Source organism: Enterobacter hormaechei subsp. xiangfangensis (genome assembly GCF_001729785.1).
Classification (GTDB): Bacteria; Pseudomonadota; Gammaproteobacteria; order Enterobacterales; family Enterobacteriaceae; genus Enterobacter; species Enterobacter hormaechei_C.
This window is the reverse complement of sequence record NZ_CP017183.1, coordinates 632366-648700: the sequence shown is the minus strand read 5'-3', so window position 1 is coordinate 648700 and position 16335 is coordinate 632366. Positions and strand designations below refer to the sequence as shown.

The 16335-nt window shown below is 52.8% G+C and carries 20 protein-coding genes and 3 tRNA genes; 13 read left to right on the top strand and 10 right to left on the bottom strand.

Annotated elements, in window-relative coordinates:
* Positions 1–113: 113 nt before the first annotated feature.
* The 6 genes from BFV63_RS03155 to BFV63_RS03130 all read right to left on the bottom strand — a co-directional run bounded on the left by BFV63_RS03155 (position 114) and on the right by BFV63_RS03130 (position 4527).
* On the bottom strand, positions 114–275 hold the full coding sequence (locus tag BFV63_RS03155; RefSeq protein ID WP_003856556.1) for a DUF1328 domain-containing protein: 162 nt from the start codon (positions 273–275) through the stop codon (positions 114–116).
* 125 nt (positions 276–400) lie between these two features.
* On the bottom strand, positions 401–1018 hold the full coding sequence (gene osmY / locus BFV63_RS03150) for a molecular chaperone OsmY (protein ID WP_048241419.1): 618 nt from the start codon (positions 1016–1018) through the stop codon (positions 401–403).
* Between the two features lie 304 nt (positions 1019–1322).
* Positions 1323–2912 carry a peptide chain release factor 3 gene (gene prfC, locus BFV63_RS03145; protein ID WP_003856562.1) on the bottom strand — a complete coding sequence of 530 codons (1590 nt, stop codon included), beginning with the start codon at positions 2910–2912 and terminating at the stop codon, positions 1323–1325.
* A 92-nt stretch (positions 2913–3004) separates the two neighbouring features.
* Positions 3005–3682: a pyrimidine 5'-nucleotidase gene (yjjG, locus tag BFV63_RS03140; RefSeq protein ID WP_032608460.1), complete on the bottom strand. Its 678-nt coding sequence runs from the start codon at positions 3680–3682 to the stop codon at positions 3005–3007.
* A 19-nt stretch (positions 3683–3701) separates the two neighbouring features.
* Positions 3702–4145 carry a ribosomal protein S18-alanine N-acetyltransferase gene (gene rimI, locus BFV63_RS03135; RefSeq protein WP_003856565.1) on the bottom strand — a complete coding sequence of 148 codons (444 nt, stop codon included), beginning with the start codon at positions 4143–4145 and terminating at the stop codon, positions 3702–3704.
* A complete protein-coding gene (locus tag BFV63_RS03130) occupies positions 4114–4527 on the bottom strand; it encodes a DNA polymerase III subunit psi (RefSeq protein ID WP_047052526.1) in 414 nt (137 codons plus the stop codon). The genes rimI and BFV63_RS03130 overlap by 32 nt, the downstream gene beginning before the upstream one ends.
* A 102-nt stretch (positions 4528–4629) precedes the next feature.
* On the opposite strand from BFV63_RS03130, the gene rsmC reads away from it, so the two are divergent.
* The 4 genes from rsmC (at position 4630) to BFV63_RS03110 (ending at position 6122) form a co-directional block, all read left to right on the top strand.
* Positions 4630–5658, top strand: a complete 1029-nt coding sequence (rsmC, locus tag BFV63_RS03125; RefSeq protein ID WP_003856567.1) for a 16S rRNA (guanine(1207)-N(2))-methyltransferase RsmC — start codon at positions 4630–4632, stop codon at positions 5656–5658.
* A gap of 144 nt (positions 5659–5802) precedes the next feature.
* Positions 5803–5889 (top strand) — tRNA-Leu (locus tag BFV63_RS03120).
* A gap of 28 nt (positions 5890–5917) precedes the next feature.
* Positions 5918–6003 (top strand) — tRNA-Leu (locus BFV63_RS03115).
* A 32-nt stretch (positions 6004–6035) separates the two neighbouring features.
* Positions 6036–6122 (top strand) — tRNA-Leu (locus tag BFV63_RS03110).
* A gap of 42 nt (positions 6123–6164) precedes the next feature.
* Here the strand turns inward: BFV63_RS03110 and BFV63_RS03105 are convergent.
* Positions 6165–6434, bottom strand: coding sequence for a DUF1435 domain-containing protein (locus tag BFV63_RS03105; RefSeq protein WP_069597452.1), 270 nt, complete (start codon positions 6432–6434; stop codon positions 6165–6167).
* A 216-nt stretch (positions 6435–6650) separates the two neighbouring features.
* Between BFV63_RS03105 and BFV63_RS03100 the strand changes: the two genes are divergently transcribed.
* Together BFV63_RS03100 and fhuF are read left to right on the top strand one after the other, a co-directional pair.
* Complete coding sequence (locus tag BFV63_RS03100; RefSeq protein WP_003856569.1) at positions 6651–7715, top strand: GGDEF domain-containing protein; 1065 nt, start codon at positions 6651–6653, stop codon at positions 7713–7715.
* A 95-nt stretch (positions 7716–7810) separates the two neighbouring features.
* Complete coding sequence (gene fhuF / locus BFV63_RS03095) at positions 7811–8599, top strand: siderophore-iron reductase FhuF (RefSeq protein ID WP_069597451.1); 789 nt, start codon at positions 7811–7813, stop codon at positions 8597–8599.
* A 77-nt stretch (positions 8600–8676) separates the two neighbouring features.
* Here the strand turns inward: fhuF and BFV63_RS03090 are convergent, their stop codons facing one another.
* The gene (locus BFV63_RS03090; RefSeq protein ID WP_023324119.1) at positions 8677–10023 is read right to left on the bottom strand and encodes a PTS sugar transporter subunit IIC; all 1347 of its coding nucleotides are present in this window, start codon (positions 10021–10023) and stop codon (positions 8677–8679) included.
* A 328-nt stretch (positions 10024–10351) separates the two neighbouring features.
* On the opposite strand from BFV63_RS03090, the gene BFV63_RS03085 reads away from it, so the two are divergent.
* Positions 10352–10810 carry a YbaK/EbsC family protein gene (locus tag BFV63_RS03085; RefSeq protein ID WP_003856572.1) on the top strand — a complete coding sequence of 153 codons (459 nt, stop codon included), beginning with the start codon at positions 10352–10354 and terminating at the stop codon, positions 10808–10810.
* 37 nt (positions 10811–10847) lie between these two features.
* On the opposite strand, the gene bglJ is transcribed toward BFV63_RS03085, so the two are convergent.
* Positions 10848–11480: a DNA-binding transcriptional activator BglJ gene (bglJ, locus tag BFV63_RS03080; RefSeq protein WP_003856573.1), complete on the bottom strand. Its 633-nt coding sequence runs from the start codon at positions 11478–11480 to the stop codon at positions 10848–10850.
* On the bottom strand, positions 11477–12214 hold the full coding sequence (locus tag BFV63_RS03075) for a helix-turn-helix transcriptional regulator (RefSeq protein ID WP_003856574.1): 738 nt from the start codon (positions 12212–12214) through the stop codon (positions 11477–11479). Before BFV63_RS03075 ends, bglJ begins: the two co-directional genes overlap by 4 nt.
* Positions 12215–12604: 390 nt before the next feature.
* On the opposite strand from BFV63_RS03075, the gene BFV63_RS03070 reads away from it, so the two are divergent.
* From BFV63_RS03070 to dnaC, 6 genes are all read left to right on the top strand, one after another.
* Positions 12605–13381 carry a threonine/serine exporter family protein gene (locus BFV63_RS03070; RefSeq protein ID WP_003856575.1) on the top strand — a complete coding sequence of 259 codons (777 nt, stop codon included), beginning with the start codon at positions 12605–12607 and terminating at the stop codon, positions 13379–13381.
* On the top strand, positions 13372–13845 hold the full coding sequence (locus BFV63_RS03065) for a threonine/serine exporter (RefSeq protein ID WP_003856576.1): 474 nt from the start codon (positions 13372–13374) through the stop codon (positions 13843–13845). Before BFV63_RS03070 ends, BFV63_RS03065 begins: the two co-directional genes overlap by 10 nt.
* Before the next feature lie 44 nt (positions 13846–13889).
* Complete coding sequence (locus BFV63_RS03060) at positions 13890–14342, top strand: MarR family winged helix-turn-helix transcriptional regulator (RefSeq protein ID WP_032608457.1); 453 nt, start codon at positions 13890–13892, stop codon at positions 14340–14342.
* Positions 14343–14426: 84 nt separating this feature from the next.
* Positions 14427–14855, top strand: a complete 429-nt coding sequence (locus BFV63_RS03055) for an organic hydroperoxide resistance protein (RefSeq protein WP_048241421.1) — start codon at positions 14427–14429, stop codon at positions 14853–14855.
* Positions 14856–14979: 124 nt separating this feature from the next.
* On the top strand, positions 14980–15525 hold the full coding sequence (gene dnaT, locus BFV63_RS03050; protein ID WP_003856579.1) for a primosomal protein DnaT: 546 nt from the start codon (positions 14980–14982) through the stop codon (positions 15523–15525).
* The gene (gene dnaC, locus BFV63_RS03045) at positions 15522–16259 is read left to right on the top strand and encodes a replicative helicase loader DnaC (protein ID WP_003856580.1); all 738 of its coding nucleotides are present in this window, start codon (positions 15522–15524) and stop codon (positions 16257–16259) included. The genes dnaT and dnaC overlap by 4 nt, the downstream gene beginning before the upstream one ends.
* Positions 16260–16335 lie beyond the last annotated feature (76 nt).

Genomic DNA, 16335 nt, shown 5'->3' with positions numbered 1-16335 from the left:
CCTGTTTTCATTATTGTGATGAGACACAGTAACGCACTTCCCCGGTGGTTCTCAAACGAGAAAAAGCCAGTCACGAGGACTGGCTTGAGTTTGTTTAGTAAATATTGCGTTTGCTACGGGCGACGTCGACCCGTAAACAGGCTGACCAGGAACAGAATAATACCGACGACGAAGACAATTTTCGCTGCCCATGCCGCGGTACCCGCCAGTCCACCAAAGCCCAATGCGGCGGCAATTAACGCGATAACCAGAAATATAATGCCCCAACGAAACATAAGCCTCTCCTTTACCATAGTTAATGTCGGCCGCTAAACGTGAGCGCTCAGGTCACTCACCGGCTTTTCCAGAATCGTTTTTATTTCGCCCGCGGTTTTAAGCCTTACGGGCGAATGGTACTGCTTTACTTCGTTTTCAGATCGTTTTTGACGCTTTTCACACCATCAATAGCTTTCGCAATTGACTCGGCACGATCGCTTTGTGCCTGATTCTCAACCGTACCGGACAGCTGGACCACACCATCGGTGGTTTCAACTTTCACCATACGGGATGGCACGATGTCGTCGGCTAACAGTTTAGCTTTGATTTCGCTGGTAGTTGCTGCATCTCCGGCATAGCCCTTCACGGACGATTCTTTGCTGTCACGTACATGCAGTTTGTCGCTGACGGAGCTTACGCCCTCAACACCTTTCGCCACTTTAACGGCTTCTTCAGCCTGGGTCTGGCTTTCAACGAAACCGCTCAGGGTGACAACCTTGTTGTCGGTTTTAACAGAAATATCGGTGCTCTTAATGGAGGCGTGATCCACCAGTGCGGCTTTCACTTTTGCTGTGATTGAGCTGTCATCCATGAAATTACCGACTTTATTCATAGAGCTATCGATTTTTTCCCCTGCGGTATTGGCGGAACTTTGCGCTTTATCCATGGTGCTGGATTCCGCCAGAGCAGAACCGCTTACCAGGACACTACCCAACGTTACAGCCAGCAGAGTTTTAGAAATCTTCAGTCTTGTCATATTCATCGATTTATTCCTGTGTTTTGCCCATTATTTGGGCGACATACTTCCCTAAATCTTGGTTTTATATATTGCGAATTAACACCGGGGCAAAATGGAGAACCAATGGACATGCATTGAACAGTTAATTCATCCACGCCCGGTGCTAAACACTGAGTTAAATATAGATCACAATCAGAGGGGTGCATTCAGAATTGGGGAAAAAACGAACGAATAGCGAAAAATTGCGGTGAATTAAGAACATTCCGCAAGGGTTTAATAACACAGGAATTAAAGAAGAGCACGGCGGCTGCCGTGCTCTGAGAGGGAATTAATGCTCGCGCGTTTTGCGGAACTGAACATCAGGATAACGTTCCTGCGTCAGGTTCAGGTTAACCATGGTCGGGGCGATATAGGTCAGGTTATCGCCACCGTCCAGCGCCAGCTGAACTTCGTTCTTACGTTTAAATTCTTCGAATTTCTTCACGTCTGAACATTCAACCCAGCGGGCGGTCGCCACGTTCACCGATTCGTAAATCGCTTCCACGTTGTACTCGCTCTTAAGACGGGCAACCACCACGTCAAACTGGAGCACACCCACCGCGCCCACGATCAGATCGTTGTTAGCAATAGGGCGGAACACCTGTACAGCCCCCTCTTCGGAAAGCTGGACCAGGCCTTTCAGCAGTTGCTTCTGCTTCAGCGGATCGCGCAGGCGAATGCGGCGGAACAGTTCCGGCGCGAAGTTCGGGATACCGGTGAACTTCATCATCTCGCCCTGCGTGAAGGTATCGCCAATCTGAATGGTACCGTGGTTGTGTAAACCAATGATGTCACCCGGATAGGCTTCTTCTACATGCGAACGGTCGCCTGCCATGAAGGTCAGCGCGTCGGAGATCACCACGTCTTTACCGATACGGACCTGACGCAGCTTCATGCCCTTCTCGTACTTACCGGAGACCACGCGCATAAAGGCAACGCGGTCGCGGTGTTTCGGGTCCATGTTGGCCTGAATTTTAAAGACGAAGCCGGAGAACTTCTCTTCCTTTGCTTCTACTTCGCGGGTGTCGGTTTTACGCGGCATTGGCTGCGGGGCCCACTCCACCAGACCGTCAAGCATATGGTCAACGCCGAAGTTGCCGAGGGCGGTACCGAAGAAGACCGGGGTAATTTCACCGCTCAGGAACAGCTCTCGATCGAACTCGTGCGACGCGCCTTTAACCAGCTCCAGCTCATCGCGCAGCTGCGCGGCCAGCTCTTCACCGACCGCTGCGTCCAGATCCGGGTTGTCCAGACCTTTCACGATGCGCACTTCCTGAATGGTGTGACCCTTACCGGTCTGGTACAGGTAGGTTTCGTCTTTATAGAGGTGGTAAACCCCTTTGAACAGCTTGCCGCAGCCAATCGGCCAGGTGATTGGCGCGCAGGCAATCTTCAGCTCGTTTTCCACTTCATCCATCAGCTCCATCGGATCACGGATGTCACGGTCGAGTTTGTTCATAAAGGTGAGGATCGGCGTATCGCGCAGACGGGTGACTTCCATCAGCTTGCGGGTACGATCTTCAACACCTTTCGCGGCGTCGATCACCATCAGGCAGCAGTCCACCGCCGTCAGGGTACGGTAGGTATCTTCGGAGAAGTCTTCGTGCCCCGGGGTGTCCAGCAGGTTCACCAGGCAGTCGTGATACGGGAACTGCATCACGGAGGTGGTAATCGAAATACCACGCTGCTTTTCCATCTCCATCCAGTCGGATTTAGCATGCTGGCTGGAGCCACGGCCTTTAACGGTACCCGCGGTCTGGATCGCCTGTCCGAACAGCAACACCTTCTCGGTGATGGTCGTTTTACCGGCATCCGGGTGCGAGATAATGGCAAAAGTGCGGCGTTTGGCCACCTCTTGCAGATAAGGAGACAACGTCATAATCAATTCTTCTTAGGTAAGCGCGGCAGCAGGCCGCGCATCATGGAATACGAAAAATGCGGCTATTTTACCCATCAACAGGGGGCAGGCAATCATTGTTTACACAGGAGCTGCTCCAGTTCGTTCAATGACGTAACGGTCCAGGTCGGCTCGATGCCTTCCGGCAGCATGCGGTCATGCGCATTCAGCCAGACGGTCGACAGGCCCGATCTCATACCTCCCAGAATATCAGATTCTGCCGTATCCCCCACCATCAGCACGCGATTGCGGTCAGGATTGCCCGCTTGCGCCAGCGCATAATCGAAAATACGCGGATCCGGCTTCGGTACGCCCACCTCTTCGGAGATCACCAGCGCGTCGAAATGATCGCGCAGGCCGGTGCGTTCAAGGCGAATCTGCTGAAGCGCGGTAAAGCCGTTGGTAATGATCCCAAGCTTCACCTTCCCTTTCAGCGAATCCAGCAAAGAAACGGCGCCGGGCAGCGGCGCGCAGATATCCGCCATCGCATTCAGGAAGGCCTCGTTCAGCACCCCAGGACTCACGTTTAACCGTTCAGCCCACACGTCAAAACGCTGATGCTGAAGCTGTAACGCGGTGATGGCTCCGTTCTGGTAATCCACCCACAGCGGTTTGTTCACCGCCTGATAGTCCTGAAAATCTTCCGCGGTGAACGTCACGCTATAGTCGAGAAACATCCGCTGTAGGCCGCCGAACGAGTCAAACGTAAACAGCGTTTCGTCGGCATCAAAGAAAATCCAGTCCCATTTCATCGTTACAACCTTATTTTCGTTATCCAATCGGCAGAGCCATGATAATGGCGTCTTCACGTCCCTCTGCGGTGGGGTAGTAGTTACGGCGGATAGTCGCCTCGTTGAAGCCTAAGCTTTCATAGAGCGCGATGGCGGCGACATTGGACGCGCGCACCTCCAGCCACAGGGTGAAAACGTCACGGGTTTCCAGCTCACGAATGAGGTGCTCAAGCAGTTCCCTGCCCAGCCCGCGGCGCTGGTATGCGGGATCGACCGCGATATTAAACAGCGTCGCCTCGTCCAGAACGACCTGCGTGATGGCGAACGCAGCCATCGCACCGTCAACGTCCAGGCGGAGATTTAAATAGCGTTCGCCCTGATTGCTGGCAAACGTCTTTTCGCTCCACGGAAAGGCATGGGCGCGGGTTTCAATCGCGAACGCGGTGGTCAGGTCAGCCGTCGTGAGGGAAGAAATCGTGTTCATATTCGCAAATTTGTTGCCATAGCGCGCTACGCGCTTTTGGGTTGGCTTTCAGTTCGTCCAGCGCTGGAGAACTGATCTGGCTTCCTTCAAGGGGTAGCTCATCCACCGCCCCGATTCGCCAGCTGTTACAGCGGCTGTCAGGGGGAAGCATCGCGACGCTTTCGGGCGCCAGCTGTAATACCTGATCGTGGGTCACCTTCAGGCTGCGAAGGACATCCTCAATCAGGGGCTCGTTCAGGGCAGGCGGCGCTTCTGCCACCATCACCAGGCGGACATGCGCAGGGATGGAGATGGCTATTTCGCCCCGCAACGCCGTCGGGCGACGCAAAGCCCACTGGGTGATGCCCAGTTGCTGCAACTGCCAGTCTCGTCGGGATGTCATAGCGAAAACTCCTGTCTCTCAGGCGCGCAAATATAGCAAATGTGTCGAAACTGCGCCATCTACCTACTATAATCCCCGCCTGAGTTTATTGAGGAACAATTCATGTCTGCATTTACCCCGGCAAGTGAAGTCTTGCTGCGTCACAGTGATGATTTCGAAGAGAGCCGTATTCTGTTTGCCGGAGATATGCAGGATGACCTGCCCGCACGTTTCGACTGTGCTGAAAGCCGTGCCCACACCCAGTACTATCACCACTGGCAGGTGCTGAGCCGTCAGATGGGCGAGCGCGCGCGCTTTAGCCTGGCGGCGGAGCAGAGCGATATTGCTGACTGCGATACGCTCATTTACTACTGGCCAAAAAACAAGCCGGAAGCCCAGTTCCAGCTGATGAACCTGCTTTCTCTGCTACCGGTCGGCTGCGATATTTTTGTTGTCGGTGAAAACCGCAGCGGGGTGCGTAGCGCAGAACAGATGCTCGAAGCCTGGGCGCCGCTGACGAAAATCGACAGCGCCCGTCGCTGCGGCCTGTACCATGGTCGTCTGGAAAAACAGACCACCTTCGATGCCGACGCCTTCTGGGACGAGTACCAGCTTGAAGGCCTGACCATTAAAACCCTGCCGGGCGTGTTCAGCCGTGATGCGCTCGATACGGGCAGTAAGCTGCTGCTGTCCACCCTGACGCCTCATACCAAGGGCAAAGTGCTGGACGTCGGCTGTGGCGCGGGCGTGCTGTCATCGGTTCTCGCCAGTCACTCACCAAAAGTGCGTTTAACCCTGTGTGACGTGAGCGCTCCGGCGGTAGAAGCCAGCCGCGCCACGCTTGCTGCGAATGGCATTGAAGGTGACGTGATTGCCAGCAACGTCTTCTCCGATGTGACCGGTCGCTTTGACATGATCATCTCTAACCCGCCGTTCCACGACGGAATGGAGACCAGCCTTGAAGCGGCGCAAACGCTGATCCGTGGCGCAACCCGTCACCTCAACAGCGGCGGTGAGCTGCGTATTGTGGCGAACGCCTTCCTCGCATACCCGAAAGTGCTGGATGAAACCTTTGGCTTCCACGAAGTGATCGCCCAGACGGGCCGCTTTAAGGTCTATCGCACCGTGATGACGCGCCAGGCGAAAAAGTAACCCCCCGGTCCGGCGATGGCTGACGCTGCCATCGCCCAATTTTGCAGCAATCAAAACAACGTGCGCAATTTTCTGTTGACGTAAAGCTGAAAACATCTAGAATGCGCCTCCGTGGTTACGATACTTTTACAGTGTCGATGGTATGCGAAGGTGGCGGAATTGGTAGACGCGCTAGCTTCAGGTGTTAGTGTCCTTACGGACGTGGGGGTTCAAGTCCCCCCCCTCGCACCATAAATCACGTTGATATTGCTCGCACTGGGCGAAGGTGGCGGAATTGGTAGACGCGCTAGCTTCAGGTGTTAGTGTCCTTAGGATGTGGGGGTTCGAGTCCCCCCCCTCGCACCAACGAGGCGATATCAAACCAGTAAGATGACTGTGCGAAGGTGGCGGAATTGGTAGACGCGCTAGCTTCAGGTGTTAGTGTCCTTACGGACGTGGGGGTTCAAGTCCCCCCCCTCGCACCAATTATCTTACATCTTCTCAGAAGTCCCTCTTATTTTTCTCTTTTATTTCAAACGCATCAGAATCACAAGCAGTCCACTGATTAGCGCCACGCATGAAGGCAGCAGGACATAATGCCGTAACTGTTTGTGCCAGATCATCGCGGATGTCACCAGCAAGCCTGAAACAATCATTGCTTTCCAGACATCAATGGGGAGATCGGTAAACATCAGCCCACCGATAATGGAACCAGGCAGTAATATTCCCCACCCACTTCCCAGCGCTTTGCTCAACATGGTTTCACCTCTCGCACTGATAATGATAACCAGTATCATATGATAGTAATTATCACTTGTCAGCAGGCGACGTAAGAAATTGCGCCAGCAATTGCTTTCCCATAATGACAGAGAATGTGTAAGGTGATAAATTGCCCACCTGTTAACTTCCGATAAAGTTTTTCTGATAATAAAAATTCAATTTTGTAGCGACCAATATTACACAACAACACCTTGCTCATTGTTTTAATTGAGTTTTAATAAAAACGCACGCATATGACATCACAATCCTGGCTGTCTTTAGTCAACAAGAAATATCAGCTATCTTTACGTTTGTTTTTATTTCTGAACGCCGCATCAGCATTGTTCTCGGTAACAAATCCTCTCTATTCCGTGCGTGTGTTATCAGTCCCGCTCTTTGCCGTACTGACTATCAGCACAGGCTTACTTATCTGGCACTGGAAAAACAGCACGCGAAAAATAAATATCCCTGTTGTTTCAGCTATTTTTGGTCTTTTATGGGCCTGGCAGATCGTCTCTAAATTTCTGTTAATCACGCACGATCACGCGACCTATTTAATGATGGCGCTATTAACAGTGCTTTTTATAGGGTCTCTGGCGTTCGCGAGTAATATTAAAGCCTTTACGTTACATTCATTTCCCGCCTTTATATCCTGCCTGTGGCTTAGCCCGTCCGAAAACTGGCTGAGAATGGCCTATTTTTTCGCGCTGCCGGTGGTCGCCATTGGTATCCATCATGTTCTTCAGCGGCGCAATGACCGTTTCGCCCAGGAGCTGCTTTCCGAACTGCTGGAGGAGCGCGAAACCCTGACCGATCTTAGCATGATGGACCCGCTCACCGGCCTGTATAACCGTCGCGGGCTGCAAAGCCGGCTGGAGAACCTTCCCAGGCCTGACGCTGGCGAGCACTTCGTGCTGCTGATGGATATCGACCACTTCAAAGCCTACAACGACCATTACGGCCATATGATGGGCGATCAGGCCTTGATCAGGGTCTCGGCTGCGATACGCGACGCCGTGCGCTCACGCGATGTTGTCGCCCGGTTTGGCGGGGAAGAATTTATGGTGCTGTTGAGTAACATCCCGCTGGAGCAAGCGCGCCAGACGGCTGAACGCATACGTCAGAAGGTTTACGATCTTAAAATCCCCCATATGTTTAACGAAAGCGTCGCCACTAACGTGACCATCAGCATCGGCATCGCCATGTTCGAAGGTGAAGACGTTGAGGGCGCGCTGGCGAAAGCGGATAAAGCCCTCTATGAAGCCAAGCATATGGGACGTAACAGCATTCTGCTGAGCGAAGAGCTTCATACTGCCTGAAACCGCCTTCACAGCGCCAGGATAAAACGCTTGCGCTTGGTTTTATCTATAGTTAGGATTGGCAATCATTATCATTTAGATTTGTAATCCACACTATGGCGACTCGTACCGCACACATCGTTGAGCCCCTGCTCTGGCGAGCTCCACTCTCCGCCGGGGAAACGACGCTTGCGGATGCCATTCGGGAAAAAATTGCCGTAACGCGCGCCCATCTGCTGGATTTCATCAAACTGGATGAAGCACCGCCGCATCATGCGCTGACGCTGACTGAGTGGCAACGTCCTGCCGAGCTGCGGTCGCTGCTGGCAACCTATTCCGACCATATTTATCGTAACCAACCTACCCTGACGCGGGAAAATAAACCGCTGTTATCCCTCTGGGCACAGTGGTATATCGGGCTGATGGTGCCGCCCGTCATGCTAGCCCTGCTTACCCAGGAAACGATGCTCGATCTCTCGTCGGAACATTTCCATGTTGAATTTCATGAAACCGGGCGCGCTGCCTGTTTCTGGATTGATGTACATGAAGATCCGAGCGCGAGACACCTGTCAGCGCAGGCGCGTATGGAACGGCTGATTACAAGAGCGCTGGTTCCGGTCATTGATGCGCTGGAAGCGACGGGAGAGATTAACGGCAAACTGATCTGGAGTAATACCGGGTATCTTATCCACTGGTATTTAACGGAAATGAAGCCGCTGCTCTGCGACGAGAAAGTGGATGCACTGCGTCAGAGCTGTTTCTTTGCCAGACAGCTATCGGATGGACGGGATAACCCTCTTTACCGCACCGTGGTTCCGCGTGAGGGACTTCTGGTACGTCGTACCTGCTGTCAGCGCTACCGTCTGCCGGACGTCCAGCAGTGCGGCGATTGCACGCTTAAGTAGTCTGGCCCGGCCTGATACCCGCAGTGAGAGAGAACAAACACTAAAAACGGCAACCTGCGTTGCCGTTTTGCTTTTACCTAAGCGACCTGCTCATTTTCCTCTTCTCCATTACGCTGTGCTTCTTCCGCTTCCTGCTGAAGCAACTGTTTCTCGTACACCTTGAAGAACGGGAAATAGATAATCGCGGAAACGCAGGCCAAAACCAGCACCAGAATGGCTGCACGGAAATCCCAGCCCAGCGCCCAGGCGGCACCAACCGGAGCCGGTGCCGTCCACGGCACGACGGAAATCACGCGGCCAATCAGATCAAACTTCATCGCTGCCCATGCCAGCACGGCATTAACCATCGGCGCCAGCAGGAAAGGAATAAAGAACACCGGGTTCATCACAATCGGCGTACCGAAAATCACCGGCTCATTGATATTGAAAATGCTTGGCACCACGCTCAGACGTCCAATAGAGCGCAGGTGCGCGGAGCGGCTACGCAGATAGCAGAACACCAGACCCATCGTCGCCCCCGATCCGCCGATAACGATAAAGAACGTCCAGAAGGCTTCCATAAAGATGTGTGGCAAAGGCTGGCTTGCCGCCAGCGCGGTCTGGTTCGCCCCCAGGTTCGTCAGCCAGAACATTTGCAGCATCCCGGAGACAATCGCCGCGCCGTGGATCCCGGCAAACCACAGCAGGTGGCCAATCAGCACCGCCAGCAGGATCGCAGGCAGCGAGTCAGCCGCAGAGACCAGCGGTTTGAATATCGACATGATGGCCTGTGGGATCAGCATACCGAACTGCGACTGGATCAGCAGACTCAGCGGATAGAGCGTCAGCACCACCACCAGCACCGGGATCAGCAGATCAAACGAGTTTTTGATCATCGGCGGAACCTGGTCTGGCAGGCGGATCCCGATATTGTGTGCTTTCAGGAAACGCATCATCTCAACGCAATAGATCGCCACCAGAATCGCGGTGAAAATACCGGTCCCTCCCAGGCTATCGACCGGCAAAGCGCCTTTGGTTTTAGGGGCGGCGACCAGCAGGAACGCCATCAGCGACAGCATCGCGCACATGAACGGATCCAGCTGATGGGTTTTAACGTAATGTTTGCCCAGGTTGTAGGCAATAGCCGCACAGATATAAAGGGACATCACCCCCATTGTCATATCAAACGGCGTCAGAATTTGGCCTTCAAACTGCTTCGCCATATCCAGCCAGGCGCGAGCAAAACCCCAGGTGGTATCAGGCGAAAAAGGTGGGTAAGCGAACACTAACAGAAACGAGCCCACAATCATAAACGGCATCGCTGAGATAAACCCGTCACGAATAGCCATAACGTGACGCTGGGAAGAGATGCGCCCGGCAATAGGGCTAACATAATTTTCAACGAAGCGGAAAATCAGATTAAATGCAGCATGGTTGGCAGACATAGCAGATCTCCTGTCATACGTTCGTTTCGGACGTTCTCACGTCACACGTTGTTCCATACATCAGCGTCACAACCTTGCCGGATCGTGTACCTGCGGTACTGCTCAAACGGAATGGTTTCATAATTAGCTCTTATTATTAGATACAGGGGAAGTTACACACTCAGTATTAATCTCTGCATCACGCTCTGCAACCGGTTACTGTAACCGGTTTCTGTGAATGTGAAGGCGATCCAGAAATCGCCCCAGACGGATATTTGTTACTTAAGGGATATTTACAGCGACTAAATTCTTATGACAGATTACGCAGGATATTTGTCAGGAGGAATCAATGAGTTTGCAGTCTGTACAACAGTTTTTTGCCGAACACGCTCCGGATATAGAGATCATTGAGCTTAACCAAAGCACAGCGACTGTTGCCCTTGCTGCTGCCGCGCACAACGTTGAACCCGGCCAAATTGCCAAAACGCTGTCACTAAAAATTAAAAATGACGTGATTCTGGTGGTTGCAAAAGGCGATGCGCGTCTGGATAACAAAAAGCTTAAAGAGACATTCGGCGCAAAAGCCCGCATGCTCAGCAGCGATGAGGTAGTCACCCTGACAGGTCATCCTGTTGGCGGCGTCTGCCCTTTCGGACTGGAAAACCCGCTTTCTGTTTACTGTGACATCACATTAAAACAATACGCGGAAGTGTTACCCGCAGCGGGCGCCATCCACAGTGCGGTGCGTATATCGCCCGACAGAATGGCGGAACTGACCGCAGCAAAATGGGTAGATGTGTGCATTTGAACGATGCGCCAGAAGCACTCTGGCGCATCATTTAACGCTAAGAGAATGAAGGAACGGTGAGAGCGGAACGACGAACTTCCCGGGCAGGGAGATGCGCCAGGATATCCGCCGCATCCAGTAATCCCACGTCAGAATTGACGCCCAGCTTTACCATGGCGTTAAACTTATGCGCCCGGATAGTTTTAATATTGCGTTCAAGCTGTGCTGCAATTTCAGGGATCGAAAAACCCGATGACATATAACGCAGAATCGCCCTCTCGGTTGGGCTTAACATACGATTGCTAACACACCAGTGATTGTACATGTTGTCGTTCACCTGATGCGTTTCGCTGAGTAATGTCTTCAGGCCCTCCATTAGCTGCTTTAGCGGAACCGATTTACTGATGATTCCATGCAAGCGAGAAGGCGAAAGATGGCTGACCAGCCTCGCCTCCATTTCGTCAGAGGCCAGCACAATACGCTGGACGTCGCTGTGGGTGAAGGTGAGATCCCGTAAACAGGCAAGACAGTTTCTCCGCTCCTCACGCTCATCAGACAGTGAATAGATAACCGCATAGAATGAGATATCCGAGAGCGCCGCTTTAAAGCTGGCGAATCTGCTAAACAGGTGCACCTGGTAATGGCTCAGGCTGGGCATCGCAAAGAGATGCTTCAACCCCACAGCGCTCATTGAGCAGCTTTCGATGACGGCGATATGTCTTGTTGCAGTGGTCTTTTCCATTCCTCAAACTCTCCATAAGCCGACATTAAACTGAGTTCTCGCATTCCCTGGGTACTGCTTATCCACGCGTACATATCGGCATTACTGCGAAGTGATAAGCGACGCATTGCACTGTTTTTCTGTGCGCTGATCGTTTTATTACTTTTATTCAGTAGTGTGGCAATTTGGTTGATTCCCCAACCTTTACCGAGTAAACGCAACACCTTGCGTTCAGAGTGAGTGAGTGCAATCATTTGCTCACTCTCCTCTTCAATATCGGGCGTTTCCGGTATTAATAACGTCTGGCTTATTCGCTCGGCACGTTCACTGCCCGCGCGAATAGCGTTAATGACGCCTTCAATAGGCTCCATATCTGAAAGCAGCGTGCTTTCCGGACGCATAAGAAGCTCTACTGCAAGCGGATAAAGAGGACGCGAGACAAGGAATATCCAGTGAATATCCCGATACTGATTCATTAATCCATAATACTGCTCAAGCGTGCCGCGAGGATTACGATACTCACCCGAAATATCGGCAATAACGACCCCGGCGCGACGCAACTGAAGTAGCGTCAACTCCTGCATCGAACGGCAGTACGTTATCTCAAAATCGGGAAAATGACGCGACATGACGCCACCTAACCCATTTTGCATAACCGGCACTCTGCTAATCACAACTCCGTGTTTACCATTCAATGGCAACATAGACCCTCCATGTCATGAATTCATTATTTAAGAACGAACTAACCCTACGAGGTTAAACACGTTTGTATTCCTTAGTACAAAACGGCTTAATATTCGTAAACCAGAAGAAATGTCACATGGGTTATGAAACGCCCAATACAGTCTTAATATCGCATAAAGACTACAAGAATTTGATTCTGGTTGTGTGAAAAGATCGAAAATATGAAATTAGAAATACTTAATATATTTTTTTTATTAATTCTCGTCACATATTCATTAAATAAATAAAGATACGACCTCTTCGCCATGCTGGACACGCAACTGATCGCACAAATGTTGATCTGGCCCAGCGCAAAGGGCCCTGCCCTTTGTGTTAAAAGTAAGCAATCTCTCTTCTCTTCAGGGCGTTTCATGCAGGCAGATCGGTCTACGCAACGTGCTACCACGCGGCTATGTATTCAGTGCGGACTTTTTCTCTTACAACACGGGGCAGAAAGCGCCCTCGTCGAAGAACTTTCCACACGCCTTGGTCTGGCGCTGGGGATGGACAGCGTTGAGAGCTCCATCTCATCAAATGCCATTGTACTGACCACCATTAAAGACGGACAGTGCCTCACCTCCACTCGTAAAAATCATGACCGCGGCATTAACATGCACGTCGTGACGGAAGTGCAGCACATTGTGATCCTTGCTGAACACAGGCTGCTCGATCTGCGGGAAATAGAGAAACGCTTCAACCAGATCAAACCTCTCCGGTATCCACGCTGGCTGGTTGTGCTGATGGTGGGACTCTCCTGCGCCTGCTTCTGCAAGCTCAACGCGGGCGGCTGGGACGGCGCTGTCGTGACCTTCTTTGCCAGCAGCATCGCGATGTATGTCCGCCAGTTGTTGACGCACAGGCAACTGCATCCGCAAATTAACTTCTGCATCACGGCATTTGTGGCGACAACCGTATCCGGCCTGCTTTTGCGCCAGCCTTACTTCGCCAGCACGCCTACTGTTGCGATGGCCGCCAGCGTATTGCTGCTGGTGCCGGGTTTTCCCTTAATCAATGCCGTCGCTGATATGTTCAAAGGCCACATCAACACCGGTCTGGCGCGCTGGGCGATAGCCAGCCTGCTGACGCTAGCGACCTGTATCGGGGTGGTAATGGCCATGACACTCTGGGGGTTACGCGGATGGGCGTGATCGATTTTCTGCTCGCACTGGCGCAGGACATGCTCCTGGCAGCCCTTCCCGCCGTTGGCTTTGCGATGGTGTTTAACGTCCCGCAGCGTGCATTACCCTGGTGTGCGCTGCTGGGTGCCATTGGCCACGGCTCACGTATGATCATGATGACCGCGGGCTTTAATATCGAATGGTCGACGTTTATCGCCTCCATGCTGGTCGGCAGCATCGGTATTCAGTGGTCCCGCTGGTATCTGGCGCATCCGAAGGTGTTCACCGTGGCGGCAGTCATTCCTATGTTCCCGGGTATTTCAGCCTATACGGCGATGATTTCCGCCGTCAAAATCAGCCACTTTGGCTACAGCGAACCGCAGATGATCCTGCTTCTGAGCAACTTCCTTAAAGCCTCGTCGATTGTGGGCGCGCTCTCCATCGGCCTGTCGATCCCCGGCTTATGGCTTTACCGCAAACGTCCACGCGTATAATAAAATAGCTTGCAATTGTATCGCGCACTATTTATATTCATTTCATGGATGCAAAAATGAACGACACCACTAACGCGCTTCTGCTGGATAACCAGCTCTGTTTTGCCCTCTATTCGGCAAATCTGGCGCTTAACAAGCTCTACCGGCAACTGCTGGCGCCGCTTAACCTGACCTACCCGCAATACCTGGTGATGCTGGTGCTGTGGGAGCAGGATGATATTACGGTATCAGACATTGGCGAGCGGCTGTTCCTGGATTCCGCCACGCTGACGCCCCTGCTGAAACGCCTGGAAAGTGCAGGATTAATCTTCCGCCAGCGTTCCCGTCAGGATGAGCGTCAGGTCGCCGTCACCCTGAGCGACGCGGGTCGGGCGCTGCAACAGCAGGCCGTGACGATACCCCACGCCGTGGGCTGTGCAGCGCAGTGTGATACCGACACCATGCTGGCGCTCAAGCACCAGCTCGAACTTTTGCGCCAACAGCTTCATCGCGCGTAAGGCTATACTTTACGAGCCTGATTTTAACTTAATACATCGTGCGCTATTTAATAGTGCATATAAACGTAAGATGAGGAACCTGCCATGTCTTTAGAAAAAGTTGTTTACACTGCCAAAGCCAAAGCAACCGGAGGCCGTGATGGCCGCGCAACGTCTTCCGATGGCGTTCTGGATGTCAAACTGGGTGTCCCCAAAGAGATGGGTGGCATGGGGGGTGAAGTAACCAACCCTGAACAGCTGTTCGCTGCGGGCTACTCCGCCTGCTTCCTGGGCGCAATGAAGTTCGTTGCGGCACGCGACAAATTCGCTCTGCCAAAAGATGCCTTTATTGAAGGCGAAGTGGGGATTGGCCCGCTGCCAACCGGTTTTGGTATCGAAGCGAAGCTGAACATCCACATTGAAGGGATGGACGCAGCGGAAGCCAAAAAACTGGTGGATGCGGCGCATATCGTCTGTCCGTACTCTAACGCGACGCGCGGCAATATCGACGTGACGCTGAACATCATCGCGTAATTAGCTCCTGTGATTTTAGCCCCGGTAAGCGTAACGCCGCCGGGGAAATCCTCTCCTTTCCTCTCCTCTCTCTGTGCTACCATAACCCTCAATCACGCCCGTAGTAATCAGTTGAGAAAGTGTTATGTCCTCCAGAATCCTGACCACCAGCATTGCTGGCATTGATGCCTTTATGCGCGATCCTCGCGGTGTGTTGACGCACGCCGAAGGCGGCACGCTCGCGGTATTTGCCGACAACGCCCCGGCGTTTTATGCGGTCACGCCGGAACGTCTGGCGCAGCTTCTGGAAATTGAAGCGAAGCTGTCGCGCCCGGCGAGCGATGTCATGCTGGATAATCAGTTTTTTGACGAACCCGCCAGCGCTCCGGTGGCCGTTCCAATGGGGAAATTTCCCATGTACGCCGGTTGGCAGCCGGACGCCGATTTTCAGCGGCAGGCGGCCTTATGGGGAATAGCCCTCGCGCAGCCCGCGACGCCAGAAGAGCTGGCGGCCTTTACCGCTTACTGGCAGGCTGAAGGAAAAGTCTTCCACCATGTTCAGTGGCAGCAAAAGTTCGCGCGCAGTCTGCAAATCAACCGCGCCAGCAACAATGGCCAGCCAAAACGTGATATCAATGCCTTTTCAGAACCGGACAAAAAAATCCCTGATGGATTCCGAGGTGCGAAATGAAAAACGTCGGCGACCTGATGAAACGTTTGCAGAAGATGATGCCCGCCAACGTGAAGCCCGCCTTCACCACCGGTGAAGAGCTGCTGGCGTGGCAAAAAGAGCAGGGTAAAATTCGCGCGGCTGCCCTCGCCCGCGAAAACCGCGCGATGAAAATGCAGCGCACCTTTAACCGCTCTGGCATTCGCCCTCTGCACCAGAACTGCTCCTTCGAGAATTATAAGGTCGAGTCGCAGGGGCAGATGAACGCCCTCAACCAGGCGCGCCAGTATGTGGATGAATTTGACGGCAACATTGCCAGCTTCATCTTTAGCGGAAAACCCGGCACGGGGAAAAATCACCTTGCGGCCGCTATCTGCAACGAGCTGCTGCTGCGCGGGAAGTCAGTGCTGATTATCACCGTGGCCGATATTATGTCCGCCATGAAGGACACCTTCAGCAACCGCGAAACCAGCGAAGAACAGCTGCTGAATGATTTAAGTAACGTGGATTTGCTGGTCATCGACGAGATCGGCGTCCAGACGGAGTCCCGCTACGAAAAAGTGATCATCAACCAGATTGTCGATCGCCGTTCGTCGTCAAAACGCCCAACAGGTATGCTGACGAACCACAATATCGACGAGATGACCCGACTTCTTGGCGAGCGGGTAATGGATCGCATGAAGCTGGGTAACAGCCTGTACGTCATCTTCGACTGGGACAGCTACCGCAGCCGCGTCACCGGCAAAGAGTATTAAGATATTTCCAGGGAGCGCCGGAAGAGCAGAGGTATATACTGAACCCACTTCTGGCCCAAAACGGACCTTGTTGAGT

Coding starts and splice junctions, on each gene's coding strand:
- BFV63_RS03155 (WP_003856556.1), bottom strand. CDS start 275: ATGTTTCGTTGGGGCATTATATTTCTGGTTATCGCGTTAATTGCCGCC.
- osmY (WP_048241419.1), bottom strand. CDS start 1,018: ATGAATATGACAAGACTGAAGATTTCTAAAACTCTGCTGGCTGTAACG.
- prfC (WP_003856562.1), bottom strand. CDS start 2,912: ATGACGTTGTCTCCTTATCTGCAAGAGGTGGCCAAACGCCGCACTTTT.
- yjjG (WP_032608460.1), bottom strand. CDS start 3,682: ATGAAATGGGACTGGATTTTCTTTGATGCCGACGAAACGCTGTTTACG.
- rimI (WP_003856565.1), bottom strand. CDS start 4,145: ATGAACACGATTTCTTCCCTCACGACGGCTGACCTGACCACCGCGTTC.
- BFV63_RS03130 (WP_047052526.1), bottom strand. CDS start 4,527: ATGACATCCCGACGAGACTGGCAGTTGCAGCAACTGGGCATCACCCAG.
- rsmC (WP_003856567.1), top strand. CDS start 4,630: ATGTCTGCATTTACCCCGGCAAGTGAAGTCTTGCTGCGTCACAGTGAT.
- BFV63_RS03105 (WP_069597452.1), bottom strand. CDS start 6,434: ATGATACTGGTTATCATTATCAGTGCGAGAGGTGAAACCATGTTGAGC.
- BFV63_RS03100 (WP_003856569.1), top strand. CDS start 6,651: ATGACATCACAATCCTGGCTGTCTTTAGTCAACAAGAAATATCAGCTA.
- fhuF (WP_069597451.1), top strand. CDS start 7,811: ATGGCGACTCGTACCGCACACATCGTTGAGCCCCTGCTCTGGCGAGCT.
- BFV63_RS03090 (WP_023324119.1), bottom strand. CDS start 10,023: ATGTCTGCCAACCATGCTGCATTTAATCTGATTTTCCGCTTCGTTGAA.
- BFV63_RS03085 (WP_003856572.1), top strand. CDS start 10,352: ATGAGTTTGCAGTCTGTACAACAGTTTTTTGCCGAACACGCTCCGGAT.
- bglJ (WP_003856573.1), bottom strand. CDS start 11,480: ATGAGCGCTGTGGGGTTGAAGCATCTCTTTGCGATGCCCAGCCTGAGC.
- BFV63_RS03075 (WP_003856574.1), bottom strand. CDS start 12,214: ATGTTGCCATTGAATGGTAAACACGGAGTTGTGATTAGCAGAGTGCCG.
- BFV63_RS03070 (WP_003856575.1), top strand. CDS start 12,605: ATGCAGGCAGATCGGTCTACGCAACGTGCTACCACGCGGCTATGTATT.
- BFV63_RS03065 (WP_003856576.1), top strand. CDS start 13,372: ATGGGCGTGATCGATTTTCTGCTCGCACTGGCGCAGGACATGCTCCTG.
- BFV63_RS03060 (WP_032608457.1), top strand. CDS start 13,890: ATGGATGCAAAAATGAACGACACCACTAACGCGCTTCTGCTGGATAAC.
- BFV63_RS03055 (WP_048241421.1), top strand. CDS start 14,427: ATGTCTTTAGAAAAAGTTGTTTACACTGCCAAAGCCAAAGCAACCGGA.
- dnaT (WP_003856579.1), top strand. CDS start 14,980: ATGTCCTCCAGAATCCTGACCACCAGCATTGCTGGCATTGATGCCTTT.
- dnaC (WP_003856580.1), top strand. CDS start 15,522: ATGAAAAACGTCGGCGACCTGATGAAACGTTTGCAGAAGATGATGCCC.